The 14,757-nt window shown below is 71.3% G+C and carries 11 protein-coding genes and 1 tRNA gene; 9 read left to right on the forward strand and 3 right to left on the reverse strand.

Annotation, left to right across the window (positions count from 1 at the left end):
* The first annotated feature begins 49 nt into the window (after window positions 1–49).
* Entirely contained in the window at window positions 50–712 is a 663-nt protein-coding gene (locus tag DNL27_RS05250) for a GAP family protein (RefSeq protein WP_112234909.1), read from the forward strand.
* 142 nt (window positions 713–854) lie between these two features.
* On the opposite strand, the gene DNL27_RS12125 is transcribed toward DNL27_RS05250, so the two are convergent.
* From DNL27_RS12125 to DNL27_RS05260, 3 genes are all read right to left on the reverse strand, one after another.
* Window positions 855–1,007, reverse strand: coding sequence for a hypothetical protein (locus DNL27_RS12125; protein ID WP_162627099.1), 153 nt, complete (start codon window positions 1,005–1,007; stop codon window positions 855–857).
* Between the two features lie 183 nt (window positions 1,008–1,190).
* Window positions 1,191–2,516, reverse strand: coding sequence for an ISL3 family transposase (locus DNL27_RS05255; RefSeq protein ID WP_112234910.1), 1,326 nt, complete (start codon window positions 2,514–2,516; stop codon window positions 1,191–1,193).
* A gap of 430 nt (window positions 2,517–2,946) precedes the next feature.
* Window positions 2,947–3,022, reverse strand: a tRNA-Arg gene (locus tag DNL27_RS05260).
* Between the two features lie 204 nt (window positions 3,023–3,226).
* Between DNL27_RS05260 and argS the strand changes: the two genes are divergently transcribed.
* The 8 genes from argS (at window position 3,227) to prmC (ending at window position 14,750) form a co-directional block, all read left to right on the forward strand.
* The gene (gene argS, locus DNL27_RS05265) at window positions 3,227–4,897 is read left to right on the forward strand and encodes an arginine--tRNA ligase (protein ID WP_162627100.1); all 1,671 of its coding nucleotides are present in this window, start codon (window positions 3,227–3,229) and stop codon (window positions 4,895–4,897) included.
* 4 nt (window positions 4,898–4,901) lie between these two features.
* Window positions 4,902–6,353: a diaminopimelate decarboxylase gene (lysA, locus tag DNL27_RS05270; protein WP_112234912.1), complete on the forward strand. Its 1,452-nt coding sequence runs from the start codon at window positions 4,902–4,904 to the stop codon at window positions 6,351–6,353.
* A 364-nt stretch (window positions 6,354–6,717) separates the two neighbouring features.
* Window positions 6,718–8,034 (forward strand): homoserine dehydrogenase, encoded by a 1,317-nt coding sequence (locus tag DNL27_RS05275; protein ID WP_112234913.1) that lies wholly within the window; start codon window positions 6,718–6,720, stop codon window positions 8,032–8,034.
* Window positions 8,035–8,149: 115 nt separating this feature from the next.
* Entirely contained in the window at window positions 8,150–9,259 is a 1,110-nt protein-coding gene (thrC, locus tag DNL27_RS05280; protein ID WP_112234914.1) for a threonine synthase, read from the forward strand.
* On the forward strand, window positions 9,256–10,266 hold the full coding sequence (thrB, locus tag DNL27_RS05285) for a homoserine kinase (RefSeq protein WP_239494464.1): 1,011 nt from the start codon (window positions 9,256–9,258) through the stop codon (window positions 10,264–10,266). The genes thrC and thrB overlap by 4 nt, the downstream gene beginning before the upstream one ends.
* 294 nt (window positions 10,267–10,560) lie before the next feature.
* Window positions 10,561–12,714, forward strand: coding sequence for a transcription termination factor Rho (gene rho / locus DNL27_RS05290; protein WP_112234915.1), 2,154 nt, complete (start codon window positions 10,561–10,563; stop codon window positions 12,712–12,714).
* A gap of 52 nt (window positions 12,715–12,766) precedes the next feature.
* The gene (gene prfA / locus DNL27_RS05295) at window positions 12,767–13,876 is read left to right on the forward strand and encodes a peptide chain release factor 1 (protein ID WP_112234916.1); all 1,110 of its coding nucleotides are present in this window, start codon (window positions 12,767–12,769) and stop codon (window positions 13,874–13,876) included.
* 4 nt (window positions 13,877–13,880) lie between these two features.
* Window positions 13,881–14,750 (forward strand): peptide chain release factor N(5)-glutamine methyltransferase, encoded by an 870-nt coding sequence (gene prmC / locus DNL27_RS05300; protein ID WP_112234917.1) that lies wholly within the window; start codon window positions 13,881–13,883, stop codon window positions 14,748–14,750.
* The last annotated feature ends 7 nt before the right edge of the window (window positions 14,751–14,757 follow it).

Here is a 14,757-nt window from a genome sequence, read left to right on the forward strand (position 1 = left end):
AGCCTCATTGTGGCACACCCGTGTTACCAACTGCGCTCCTGGAGTTAACATGACGCTTGAAACTTTGCTGGCCGTCTTGGGGTTGGCCCTTCTCGACTCGCTGAGCCCCGCCGTGATTGGCATCACGCTCTACCTGTTGCTCACTGCACCGCGACGCCTCAGCCTGCTGTTGGGTGCGTATCTGGCCACCGTGGCCACCGCGTATTTCGTCCTGGGGGTACTGCTGATGCTGGGCCTCGGTGCGATCGTCCCCGCGATCGACCCTTCGGTGAGGGCATGGCTGCAAGCCGCTCTCGGCATCGGTTTGTTCCTCGGGAGCTGGTACGTGCCCCCCCAGCCGTCTCGCCGCCCCCGTGAGCCCCGTGCCCTCACTGTCACGGCCATGATCACGTTCGGTCTCGGAACCTGGTTGTTTGAGTTCGCCACCGCCGTGCCGTACTTCGCCGCCATTGGCATCATGACCGCCGCCCGTTCAGATCCTGTGCACTGGCTCCCGCTACTGGCCGTCTACGTTGTGATCATGCTCCTGCCCGGAATCGTGTTGTACGTGGGATGGCTCGTGCTCGGCGACCGGGCGCGCGGTCGCTTTGGGCAGTGGCAGACGAAGCTGGAAAACGGTTCGCATGCCACGATTAGCTGGATCATGGGTGTCGCTGGTGTCCTGATCTTTCTCAACGCGCTATCGAGCCTCCCTCTCCCGTTGCCCCACTGACTCTGCCCCGCTGCCCCCGCTGGACTGGCCAGATCAGCGGCTCAGCGTCGACGCGCACCGAAGGCTCGAGGGGTGGTCGCGATCGCGCGGGCGTAGGCGCCGCGAACGATGGCTGGGTGTTTCGCGTCTCGACATGGCGGTGTCAAATATCGTTCTTCCGAGATGGGCGGCTGGGAATCGAAACGAGGAGGCCCGCGATGAGAAGCGTGGCCGCTCCTATGAGGCCGAGCGGGGTGTCGAGGAGCAGGTTGATAGAGGCGGCGGTTCCCGTGGTGCTCACCATGGCCAAGATCATGTGACACCTGATCGTGCATCAGTCCCAGCGCTAGCAGGCATACATAATGACTTGCGTTTCAAACAACACTGGTTGGATTCGTCCTCGATAGACGCTCTGACCGAGCTTACCGAAGAGTGCGACAAGCGACGGACAGCTACAGACGACGCAAGTGACGCGACCTCATCGACGATAAGCGGCTCTTCAGAGTTGAGTGTGGGGTGAGGCGTCCAGTCCGCCGGTGATCAGGAGCATGCGTAGGCGGTAGTGCTCGAAGTTCCGGAATCCGCGGGCGATGCGGCGGCCGAGCTCGATGATCCCGTTGAGGGCCTCGGTGCCACCGTTGCTCGCGCCGTCGGTGTCGAAGTAGGCCAAGAACGCTGTCTTCCAGCGGCGCAGTGTCTTGCCGAGCCTGGCGATCTCGGGGATCGGGCAGGACGGCAGCTTCTCGATCAGTCGCTCGGCCAGTTGACGACCCCCGGCGGGCGTGGGTTGGTGGAACACATCTCGGAGGTCCTGGCCGCACTGGTAGGCGACCTCGACCGCAACATGATCGGGATGGGCCGCGAACGCGCTGGCCAGACGGGCCTGCTGTCGAGGCGTGAGGCGTTCCCGTCCGGCGCGGAGAACATGACGGATCCCGTAGAGAGGGTCGCCCTTGCGGCCACGATGACCGAGGGTCTCCTGCTGGATCCGGCGGCGGACGTCATCGACTGCAGCGCCGGCTAGCTTGACGACGTGGAAGGCGTCCAGCACGCAGGTGGCGTCCTCGAGCTGGTCATCGATCGCATTCTTGTAGCCCTGGAACGGGTCCAGCGTCGCGATCTCGACCCGCTTGCGGAACTCCTCGCCGCGCTCGTCGAGCCAGTCTTGGTAGGCCTTGCCGGACCGGCCGGGGACGAGGTCGAGGAGCCTGGCAGTGGGGTGGGGCCCCCGAGTCAGATCGACCATCCCGGTGAGCTCCTTCGGTCCGCGCCGGCGCGGGTCCCGGTGGTGCCAGACATGTTCGTCCACGCCCAGGACCTGCACGTCCTCGAAGCGGGACGGGTCGTTCGCGGCCTCGATCAGGACTGGCCGGACCTGGGACCAGAGCGTATTCCAGGTCGTGCCGAGCTGCCGGGCCAGGCCCTGGATCGTCGCTCCCTCGCGCCGGAGCGGACCGATCGCCCAGCGGATCGCGCGGCTGCTCAGCAGGCCGCGCGGAGCGCAGACCTGCGGCTTCTGCTCGACGAAGGTCGCCACCGCGCAGACCCCCTCGAGGCAGATCCAGCGGCGCTTGCGCCACCGAATCCGCACCGGCCGGCCCGCCCACGGCGCGTCGATCAACTCGACCTCCACCCGGCCGTGACCAGTGGCGATGACACCGCAGCCAGGGCATCCGGCCACTGGATCGCAGGACTCCACCTCGAGCACCAGCCCGCCCCGGGTCTTCGAGACGGCCACCAGATGAAGGCCAGGGAAGTCCAGGAGAACGTCGCATCTCTCGCAGCGATCGAGCACGTCAGAGCATACGCAACTATGGTTGGGCATCGTCGAGGTCCTTGAGATCAGCGGGGGTAGAAGTCCGCTCATCATCAGGGGCCTCGACGTCTACCCCCAGCTACCCGACCACACCGGCGCGCCCACACTCAACTCTGAAGAGCCCGATAAGCGCTCCGCGACTTGTACGACCGCGAACGGAACCTCGGGTCAGAACTGGCAGCAGAGGGTCGGCATCGGAGTTTCGAGAGCAAAGGTGGCTCCCAGCCCTGAGTGCTCGCGCCGGACGCTCTACGCGGCGCTGAGAGGTTCAGAGAGCGCTCCACAGCCGAGCAGCCACTCCCCTAGCTAGCCCACCTCCTCTGCTTCCGGTCACCGTCGACAACCAAGGCCCGATGCGTACCTCAGTGCGTACCTGGTCGACTGCCAGCAACAGAAAAAAGGCCCCTGATCAACGTATTAGCTGATCAGGGGCCTTCCGTGGTGCCCGCGACAGGATTCGAACCTACGACCTTCTGCTCCGGAGGCAGACGCTCTATCCACTGAGCTACGCGGGCGTGTCAGGTGCGCCACCCGTTTCATCCGGGCTGCAACGACGACTCGACGATACTACCAGGTGCACTCGGTGCACGAATCCGCGCCAGGCCGGGCCCGCACGGGCCCGCGAGCGTGTTAACCGTACCGGTCCGTGGCCGCGGGAACCGCTGCGCGTGACGGTCGGCGAATCGGTCCGCATGCACCTGCCCCGCTACACTGTCACGGTGACTCCTGAAGAACTTTCCTCCGCCGTCTCCGCATGCCTGCAGGACGCCGTGGCCGCCGGTGAACTCACCGTCGTGGACGGCGTCGACCTGCCCGAGGCGAAGGTGGAGCGCCCGAAGAACCGTGACCACGGCGACTGGGCCACCACGGTGGCCATGCAAGTGGCAAAGAAAGTGGGGCGCAGCCCTCGGGACGTCGCACAGATCCTCTCCGAGCGGCTCGCGCGGGTGCCCGGCGTGAAGACCGTGGACATCGCCGGACCGGGGTTCCTCAACATCACGCTCGACGCCGCCGCGGCCGGTGGGCTCGCGCAGTCGGTCGTGGAGCAGGGCAGCGCGTTCGGCACGGGGGACGCCCTGGCCGGGACCACCATCAACCTGGAGTTCGTCTCCGCCAACCCCACCGGGCCCATCCACCTGGGCGGCACCCGCTGGGCGGCCGTGGGCGACTCCCTCGCCCGGGTCCTGCAGGCCCAGGGCGCCGAGGTGGTGCGCGAATACTACTTCAACGACCACGGCAACCAGATCGATCGCTTCGCCCGCTCCCTGCTGGCCCGCGCCCGCGGCGAGGCCGCTCCCGAGGACGGCTACGGCGGGCAGTACATCTCGGACGTCGCCCAGGAGGTGCTCGCTCTGCACCCTGACGCCCTGGACTCGGAGGACCCCCAGGAGGTCTTCCGGGCCGCAGGCGTGGAGCTGATGTTCGCCCAGATCAAGTCCTCGCTGCACGAGTTCGGGGTGGACTTCGACGTCTTCTTCCACGAGAACTCCCTGTTCGAGGACGGGCAGGTGGAGAAGCTGCTGGAGCAGCTGCGCTCCTCGGACTCCCTCTACTTCGCGGACGGCGCGTGGTGGCTGCGCTCCACGGAGCACGGGGACGACAAGGACCGCGTGGTCATCAAGTCGGACGGCAACGCGGCCTACATCGCCGGTGACATCGCCTACTTCAAGAACAAGCGGGACCGCGGCGCGGACCTGTGCATCTACATGCTCGGTGCGGACCACCACGGCTACGTGGCCCGGCTCAAGGCCGCGGCCGCCGCGCTGGGGGACTCCCCGGACGCCGTGGAGGTGCTGATCGGGCAGATGGTCAACCTCGTGCGTGACGGCGAGGCCGTGCGGATGTCCAAGCGCGCGGGCACCGTGGTGACCATGGAGGACCTCGTGGAGGTCGTGGGGGTGGACGCCGCGCGCTACTCCCTGACCCGGTACTCCGTGGACTCGAACATCGACATCGACCTCGACGTGCTGACCCGGCGCTCCAACGAGAACCCCGTGTTCTACGTGCAGTACGCCCACGCCCGCACGTGCGCGGTCGCCCGCAACGCGCAGGCCGCCGGGGTGCGCCGCACGGACGACGCCGGTGCCCCCCAGTTCGACGCCGCCCTGCTGTCGCACCCCCGTGAGGCGGACCTGCTCGCGGCTCTGGGGCAGTACCCGTCCGTCGTCGCGCAGGCCGCGGACTTCCGCGAGCCGCACCGCGTGGCCCGCCACCTCGAGGCCCTGGCCGGCGCGTACCACCGCTGGTACGACGCGTGCCGCGTGACCCCGCAGGGTGACGGGGACGTCGAGCTCGTGCACCACACCCGGCTGTGGCTCAACGACGCCGTGCGCCAGGTGCTGGCCAACGGGCTGGACCTGCTGGGCGTCTCCGCGCCCGAGAGGATGTGAGCCGGTGAGTGAGGACACCGTGACCGGCCACCCGCTGGCCCCCGCGTGGCTGCGGGTGCCGCAGGACGCCGCGGAACTGGACCCTGCGGTGTTCACCGGGCAGTACGCGCGGGACGCCTCCGGGTGCGTGACCGTGGACGGGATCCCGGTCACGGAGCTCGCACAACGCCACGGTTCCCCGGCGTACGTGGTCTCGGAGCGCACGTTCCGCTCCCGGGCCCGCCGGGTCCGCGAGGCGTTCGACGCCGCCCTGGAACCCCTCGGGGTGCAGGTGGCCGTCTACTACGCCTCCAAGGCCCTGCTCTGCACGTCCGTGGCCCGCTGGGCCGTGGCGGAGGGTCTCGGCATCGACACCGCCTCCGGCGGGGAACTGGCCGTGGCGCTCGCCGCGGGGGTCCCCGGGCGGCGGATCGCGCTGCACGGCAACAACAAGTCCGCCGAGGAGCTCTCGGCCGCTCTCGACGCCGGTGTGGGCCGCATCGTGGTGGACTCCCTCCCGGAGGTCGAGCTGCTGGCCACGCTCGCCCGGCAGCGGGGAACCCGCGCTCCCGTGATGCTGCGCGTGACCCCGGGGGTGCACGCGTCCACGCACGAGTTCATCGCCACCGCGCACGAGGACCAGAAGTTCGGGCTCTCGCTGCACGCCGCCGCCGACGGGGAGGACTCTCCCGCCCTGCAGGCCGTGGCCGCGTGCCTCGCGCGGGACGACGCACTGGAGCTGCGGGGGCTGCACTGCCACATCGGCTCCCAGATCTTCGCCGCCGAGGGCTTCGCGCAGGCGGCCGAGCGGGTGCTGGCGCTGCGGGAGACCGTGGCAGGGCGCTGGGGGCTGGCGCTGCCCGAGATCGACCTGGGCGGCGGGCACGGCGTGGCGTACACGGCCGCGGACTCCGCCCGTGAGATCACCGACATCGCGGGGGACCTCGCGAGCCTGCTCGCCAAGGCGCTGGAGACCTCCCAGCTGCCCGCCCCGCACCTCTCGTTCGAGCCCGGGCGCTACATCGCCGGGCCCTCCGGGTGCACGGTCTACACCGTGGGCACCGTCAAGACCGTCACCGTGAGCCCCGGGGTGCAGCGCCGCTACGTGTCCGTGGACGGCGGCATGAGCGACAACGCCCGGCCCGTGCTCTACGACGCCGACTACACCGCGGTGCTCGCCAACCGGGTCTCCCCCGAGGCGCCGGTGCTCTCCCGCGTGGTGGGCAAGCACTGCGAGTCCGGGGACGTGGTGGTCAAGGACGTCTACCTCCCCGGGGATGTCCACCGGGGGGACCTGCTGGTGGTCCCGGTGACGGGTGCGTACTGCTGGTCCCTGTCGAGCAACTACAACTGGCTGCCGCGGCCCGGGATCGTGGCCGTGGGGGAGGACGGCGTCCCGCACGAGATCGTGCGGCGCGAGTCCGTGGCGGACCTGCTCGCCCGGGACCCCGGTGCCGGGGCGGACACGACCAGCTGAACGGGCCGCGGGGGACGTCACGCAGCCGCGCGGCGTCGTCGTCCTTGCCATGATGGGAGGGGCGCCCGCCGCCCCGGGCACGCCACGGCCACGGCACCGCCGGTCCGGTCCGCTGGTGCGCGCACGCCGCGCGGCCCGGCGGTCCGCTTGGCCGGGGACTGCCCGACCGGCGCGCCGTCCGGCCGGACAGCCGTCCGCGCCGAGACCCGCACCACCGAACGACCCATCTGCCGCACCACTGATCCACCGCACCGCCGCCCGGCCGGACCACGGCACGGGCGTCAGGCCCGGGGCCGCGGCGCCCCGGGACGCAGAACCGCCGCACGACCCCGACGCCGTGAGACCACGGAGGAGCCCAGGAGCCATGAACACCACCGCCACGAGCGCCCACGAGACCCCCGTCCTCAACGTCGGCCTGCTGGGGGCGGGCACGGTGGGCTCTCAGGTGGCCCACGTGCTGCTCACCCGCGGGGACGAGCTGGCCCTGCGCAGCGGGGTGCGGCTGAGGCTGTGCGGGATCGCGGTGCGGGACACCGCCGCCCCGCGCGACGTCGAGCTGCCCGCGGAGCTGCTGACCACCGACGCGGACGCGGTGATCGACGCCGCGGACGTGGTCGTGGAGCTCACCGGCGGCATCGAGCCCACCCGCAAGCGCGTGCTGCGCGCGCTGCAGGCCGGGACCTCCGTGATCACGGGGAACAAGGCCCTGCTCGCGGAGTCCGGGCGGCAGCTGCAGGACGCCGCCGGAGCCTCTGGGGCCCAGCTGTCCTACGAGGCCGCGGTGGCCGGGGCCATCCCGATCGTGCGCCCCATGCGCGACTCGCTCGCGGGGGACCAGGTGGAGCGCTTCCTGGGGATCATGAACGGCACCACCAACTTCGTCCTGGACCAGATGGACACCACGGGCGCCGCGTTCGGGGACGCCCTGGCCGAGGCCCAGCGCCTGGGCTACGCGGAGGCGGACCCCACCGCGGACGTCGAGGGCCACGACGCCGCCGCCAAGACCGCCGTGCTGGCCTCCCTGGCGTTCCACTCCAGCTACACGATCGAGGACGTCCACTGCGAGGGGATCACCGGGGTCACGGCGGAGGACGTCGCGGCCGCCCGGGAGGCCGGGTACGTGATCAAGCTGCTGTCCGTGGGGGAGCGCTGCGGGGACGGCGTGAACCTGCGGGTGAACCCCGTGATGATCCCGCGCGAGCACGTGCTCGGGGGCGTGCACGGCGCCTACAACGCGGTGTTCGTGGAGGCCGCCGCGGCCGGGTCCCTCATGTTCTACGGACAGGGCGCCGGTGGTGAGCCCACGGCGTCCGCGGTGCTGGGGGACCTCGTCTCCGCGGCCCGGGCCATCGCCCTGGGCGCCCAGGGGATCCCGCTCGCGGACTACGCGGCGCTGCCCGCTGTGAGCATGGACGACGTCACCACGCGGCTGGCCGTGACCCTGGCCGTGACCGACCGGCTGGGCGTGCTCGCGCGGCTCGCCCAGGTGTTCGCGGACCACGGGGTCTCCATCTCCACGATGCAGCAGAGCGAGGACCCCCGCGTGACGGGGACCTCCCTGCTGCGCCTGGTCACCCACTCCGGGCGCCACGCGGACCTCATGGCCACGGTCGAGGCGCTGCGCTCGCTGCCCGTGGTCCGGGACGTGGTCTCCGTGACCCCGGTGGAGACCGGAGAATAGAGCGGGAGCCGGCCGGGCGGCGTCGTCGCACCCTCCCGGACCGGCACCGCACGCTGCGCCCACGCGCGGCACGAGAGCTGAACCGACAACCCCTTCACCCGAGGAGCATCACGGCATGGCACACGTCTGGCAGGGCGTCATCAACGAGTACAGGGACCGGCTGCCCGTGACCGAGCGGACCGAGGTGGTGACCATGGGCGAGGGCGGCACCCCGCTGATCCCGGCGCCCGCGCTGTCCGAGCTCACGGGCTCCACCGTGTGGCTGAAGTTCGAGGGCATGAACCCCACGGGCTCGTTCAAGGACCGTGGGATGACCATGGCCATCACCAAGGCCAAGGAGGCCGGCGCGCAGGCCGTGGTGTGCGCTTCCACGGGCAACACCTCCGCATCCGCCGCCGCGTACGCCAGGCAGGCCGGGATGCGCAGCGCGGTGCTCGTGCCCGAGGGCAAGATCTCGATGGGCAAGATGTCCCAGGCCGTGGCGCACGGCGCGGACATCATCCAGGTGGACGGCAACTTCGACAACTGCCTGGAGGTCGCCCGCAAGCTCTCCGAGTCCTACCCCGTGTTCCTGGTGAACTCCGTGAACCCGTACCGGATCGAGGGCCAGAAGACCGCGGCGTTCGAGGTGGTGGACACGCTGGGCGACGCCCCGGACATCCACGTGCTGCCCGTGGGCAACGCCGGCAACATCACCGCGTACTGGAAGGGCTACCGCGAGTACGCGCAGGATACCCCGGGCACCTCGGGGGAGGTGCTGCCCGCGGTGGCCACGCGCACCCCGGCCATGTGGGGCTTCCAGGCGGAGGGTGCGGCCCCGCTCGTGCTGGGCCACCCCGTGACCGAGCCGGAGACCATCGCCACGGCCATCCGGATCGGCAACCCCGCGTCGTGGGACACGGCGATCGCGGCCCGGGACGAGTCCGGTGGGCTCATCGACGCCGTCACGGACGAGCAGATCCTGGAGGCCCACCGCTGGTTGTCCTCGCGCGAGGGCGTGTTCGTGGAGCCGGGCTCCGCCGCGAGCGTGGCCGGGCTGCTCATGAAGGCGCGCGCGGGGGAGGTGCCCTCGGGCGCCACGATCGTCGCCACGGTGACGGGCCACGGCCTCAAGGACCCGCAGTGGGCGGTCAAGGGTGCCGAGGCCGAGGACGCCCGGGCCGCGGAGCCCCAGCGCGTGCCCTTCGACGTCGTGTCCGTCGCCGCGGCCCTCGGTCTCGCGTGAGCACCCGGGACGCCACGCACGAGCCGGTGGCCGGGCCCCACACGCCCGCCCCGGTGGGCACGTGGGTGCGAGTGAGCGTTCCCGCGTCCACCGGCAACGTGGGCCCGGGCTTCGACTCGCTGGGCCTGGCCCTGGAGCACCGCGACACCGTGACCGTGACCCGCATCGCGCACGGCCTGGAGTTCGAGCTGCACGGTGAGAGCGCGCAGGACGTCCCCCGCACCGCGGAGCACCTCGTGCTGCGGGCCGCGCAGGCCGCGTTCGACGCCGCCAGCGCCGGGGCCCTGCCCCCCGTGCGCCTGAGCGCCCACAACGTGATCCCGCACGGCCGGGGGATGGGCTCCTCCGCGTCCGCCGTGGTCGCCGGGGTGCTCGCGGGCAACACTCTGCTGCCCCGCGCGCTGCGCCTGGACGCGGACACGGTGCTGCAGGTGTGCTCGGCGCTGGAGGGCCACCCCGACAACGTGGCCCCCACCCTGCTGGGCGGGCTGACCATCTCCTACGAGGAGCAGGGCCGCTTCCACTCCGTGCCCGTGCGCGTGCACCCGGACGTGGTGCCCGTGGTGGCCGTGCCGGACTTCGAGGTGGCCACGTCCGTGGCCCGCGGCCTGCTGCCCGAGCACGTGCCGCACCACGATGCCGCGGTCAACGCCGGGCGCGCCGCGCTGCTCGTGACCGCGTTGGGTCAACGCCCGGAGCTGCTGCTGCCGGCCACCCGCGACCTGCTGCACCAGGACTACCGGGCACGCGCCATGACCCCGAGCCACGACCTCGTGACCGGGCTGCGCGAGCGGGGCCACGCGGCACTGATCTCGGGTGCCGGACCCACCGTGCTCGTGCTCGCGCACGGGGAGCGGGCCGCGCGGGCCGCCGAGGTGGCGGTCGCCGAGCTCACGGCCGGGGCGGCGTCGGCGGCGCGTGCCCAGGGCGGAGCACCCGTGGCGTGGCGCGTGCGTGCCCTGCGGGTGCCCACGGAGGGTGCTAAAGTGGAGTCATCCACGCAATAGGCCCCGGGTTCACCTCCGCCTGCCGGACGGTGCAGCCCCGCAGTTGAGCCCCGTGCGCAGTGACCCACCGCAGGTGTTCGAAGGCGTCGCCTCTCTGCGATCCTCTCCCGTGCAGCCCCGCCACCTCTGTGATGTGGCAGTCCGCTCAAGCGGGAGAATCGGGGGAATCCATTGCCGATCGCGCGTGCTCACTGCGCGTGTCTTCCGTGGCCCGCCGCGCGCGGCCCACACCCACAACGTCGGGCTGTCGGCGATCTGAAGGCCGCAGCCCCCACCGAGTCAGAAGGAACCTTCGTGACAGAATCCACCGCCCCCGAACAGGGAACGGAATCCTCGAACGCCCAGAGCACCGGCCTCTCCGGCCTCAAGCTCGCCCAGCTGCAGGCGCTCGCCGCGCAGCTCGGCATCACGGGTGCGCGCCGCATGCGCAAGTCCCTGCTGGTCGAGGCCATCGAGGCCCACCAGCGCGGCGGCGCCGTCGCCGCCCGGGACAAGGCCGTGGAGGAGAAGATCGAGCAGACCGCTCGCAAGGCCTCCCAGCGCCACACCTCCTCCGGCGACGACGCCGCCCCGGCCCAGGGCTCCGACGAGTCCTCCGCGGCCACGTCCTCCGACGACGCCGACGAGCAGGGCGCCGAGCGGCAGTCCGGTTCGCGCCGCTCCCGCCGTGCCACCGCCGGAGGCGAGCGCCACGGTGCCCGGTCCGCCCAGGAGCAGCCGGACGCGGAGCAGGGCGGCAAGGATCAGGCCGAGGAGCAGGGCCCGGCGCGCCAGGACGGCTCCCAGGACTCGTCCGAGCAGTCCGGGGACTCCAAGGACGGCCGCGGCGGGCGCAACCAGCGGGCTCGCGGCAACCGCGGCGAGAAGTCCTCCCAGCAGGACCGGGACAGCTCCTCCTCGGAAGACAAGTCCGGCAAGCAGGACGGCCGCTCCGAGGGCGGTCGCCAGCGCAACCAGCAGGGCGAGTCCAAGGACGGCGGCCAGGAGCAGAACAACCGCCGCGGCGGCAATGACAACGGTTCCAAGGACAGCGGCTCCCGGGACGGTGGCTCGAAGGACGGCCACTCCAAGGACTCCGGGGACGGCGGCAACCAGGACGGCCAGAACCGCAACGAGCGCCGCAACCGCAACGACCGCGGCGGCAATGACGGCGAGGGCGGCTCCCGCCGCAACCGGCGCAACCGCAACCGCAACGACCGCAACGAGCGCGGGGACCGTTCGGACCGCAACGACCGCAACGAGCGGCGCAACCGCCGCAACCGGAACAACGGTCCGGACGTGGACGACGTCGAGATCACCGAGGACGACGTCCTGCTGCCCGTGGCGGGCATCCTGGACGTGCTCGACAACTACGCGTTCGTGCGCACCTCCGGCTACCTGCCGGGCCGGTCCGACGTGTACGTGAGCCTGTCCCAGGTCAAGAAGAACAACCTGCGCAAGGGCGACGCCGTGGTGGGCGCCATCCGTGCCCCGCGCGAGGGCGAGCAGCACAACAACTCCCGCCAGAAGTTCTCCGCCCTGGTCCAGCTGACCTCGGTCAACGGGCGCACCCCGGAGGAGAACAAGGAGCGGGTGGAGTTCAACAAGCTCGTGCCGCTGTACCCGCAGGAGCGGCTGCGCCTGGAGACCGATCCCAAGAAGATCGGTCCCCGCGTGGTGGACCTGGTGGCGCCGATCGGCAAGGGCCAGCGCGGCCTGATCGTCTCCCCGCCCAAGGCCGGCAAGACCCTCATGCTGCAGTCGATCGCCAACGCGATCACCACCAACAACCCCGAGGTGCACCTCATGATGGTGCTCGTGGACGAGCGCCCCGAGGAGGTCACCGATATGCAGCGCACGGTGAAGGGCGAGGTCATCGCCTCGACCTTCGACCGTCCCGCGGACGACCACACCACGGTGGCGGAGCTCGCGATCGAGCGCGCCAAGCGCCTCGTGGAGATGGGCATGGACGTGGTGGTCCTGCTGGACTCCATGACCCGCCTGGGCCGCGCGTACAACCTCTCGGCTCCCGCGTCCGGGCGCATCCTCTCCGGTGGTGTTGACTCCGCGGCGCTGTACCCGCCCAAGAAGTTCTTCGGCGCCGCGCGCAACATCGAGAACGGCGGCTCGCTCACCATCCTGGCCACGGCTCTCGTGGAGACGGGCTCCAAGATGGACGAGGTGATCTTCGAGGAGTTCAAGGGCACCGGCAACATGGAGCTGCGCCTGTCCCGCCAGCTGGCGGACCGCCGCATCTTCCCGGCCGTGGACGTCAACTCCTCCGGCACCCGCCGCGAGGAGAACCTGCTCTCGCCCGAGGAGATCAAGATCATGTGGCGCCTGCGCCGCGTGCTCTCCGGTCTGGAGCAGCAGCAGGCCCTGGAGCTGCTCACCAGCAAGCTGCGGGACACGCAGTCCAACGCCGAGTTCCTGATGCAGGTCCAGAAGACCACGCTGGCCGGCCACTAGGAACCGCACCCGCGGTCCGCCCGTCCCACCCGTCGATCAAGGAGTCCACCCCATGTCCGATCCTGTTCAGCCGCTGCTGGACGAGCACGCCCAGCTGCAGCGTGAACTGGCGGACCCCGCCATCCACGCGGACGCCGGACGGGCCCGGAAGCTGGGGCGCCGCTACTCGGAGCTCAACGGCATCGCGGAGGCGCACCGGCGGGTGGAGCGGCTCTCCGAGGACCTCGAGGCCGCGCGCGAGCTCGGGAGCATGGACCCCGAGCTCGCCGCGGAGGTCAAGCCGCTCGAGGAGGAGCTCGCGGTGGCCAGGGAGGCGCTGCGGCGCAAGCTGGTCCCGCGGGACCCGGACGACGGGCGCAACGTGATCCTCGAGGTCAAGGCGGGGGAGGGCGGGGACGAGTCCGCGCTGTTCGCCGGTGACCTGCTGCGCATGTACATGCGCTTCGCGGAGCAGTCCGGTCTCAAGACCGAGATCCTCTCCTCGACCCCCACCGAGCTGGGCGGCTACAAGGACGTCCAGCTGGCGGTCAAGGGGAGCTCCTCGGACCCGTCCGAGGGGGCGTGGGCCCGCTTCAAGTACGAGGGCGGGGTGCACCGGGTGCAGCGCGTGCCCGTGACCGAGTCCCAGGGCCGTGTCCACACCTCGGCCGCCGGGGTGCTCGTGTTCCCCGAGGTGGACGAGCCGGACGAGATCGACATCAGCCAGAACGACCTCAAGATCGACGTCTACCGCTCCTCGGGCCCGGGCGGGCAGTCCGTGAACACCACGGACTCCGCCGTGCGCATCACCCACGTGCCCACGGGCATCGTGGTGTCCATGCAGAACGAGAAGTCCCAGCTGCAGAACCGTGAGGCCGCCATGCGCGTGCTGCGCGCCCGGCTGCTCGCGCACCAGCAGGAGCAGATCGACGCGGAGAACGCCGCCGCCCGCAAGTCCCAGGTGCGCACCGTGGACCGCTCGGAGCGGATCCGCACCTACAACTTCCCGGAGAACCGGATCGCGGACCACCGCACGGGCTACAAGGCCTACAACCTGGACCACGTGCTGGACGGCGCGCTGGAACCGGTGATCGCCTCGGCGGTCGAGCTCGATGAGAAGGCCCGCCTGGACCAGCTGGGCCAGGACTCGGCGGAGCAGGGGTCCGCGGGCCGGAGGGGCTGACCCGGTGGGCAGCACACTCGCCCAGGCCATCGCGTGGGCCCGCGCCGAGCTCACCGCGGCCGGTGTGGCCTCCCCGGACAACGACGCCGCCCTGCTCGCCGCCCACGCGCTCGGGCTCCCCCGCGGGGAGACCGAGGCCCGGGCGATCCTGGGGTCTCCCGAGCCGGAGGGGTACCGCGGGCTGGTGCACCGCAGGGCCGCACGCGAGCCCCTGCAGCACATCACCGGCACGGCCCCCTTCCGCCAGCTCGAGCTCGCCGTGGGGCCCGGGGTCTTCGTGCCCCGCCCTGAGACGGAGCTGCTCGTCCAGCTCGCCCTGGACCACGCGCGCGCGTGGCGCGAGGCCGGCGAGGTCCATCCCGCGGTGATCGACCTGGGCACGGGCTCGGGGGCCATTGCCCTGGCCGTGGCGAGCGAGGACCCCGCGTGCCGGGTCACCGCCGTGGAGCGGGAGCCCGCCGCCCTGGCGTGGACCCGTCGCAACCTCGCGGGCACCCGGGTGCGGCTGCTGGAGTGTGACTACCGGGACGTGTCGGTGCCCACCGCCGGGCGGTTCTGCGTGGTGGTCACCAACCCGCCCTACGTCCCCGAGACGGACGTCCCGCGTGATCCCGAGGTGCGGGAGCACGATCCCGCCACGGCCCTCTACGGCGGGGACGCCACGGGGATGCGCCACCCGCTCGCGGCCATGGACACGGCCGTGCGGGTGCTGCGCCCCGGGGGGTCGTTCATCATGGAGCATGCGGAGTCCCAGGTCGAGGCCGTGGCGCACGCGCTGCGCGAGCGGGGTTTCCGCAACGTGGAGCTGCACCGCGACCTCACGGACCGTCCCCGGGCCACCAGCGCGGTGCTGCCCGGGGACCCCGGCAGCTGAGCCGCGG

Source organism: Kocuria sp. BT304, from assembly GCF_003290245.1.
Lineage (GTDB): Bacteria > Actinomycetota > Actinomycetes > Actinomycetales > Micrococcaceae > Kocuria > Kocuria rhizophila_A.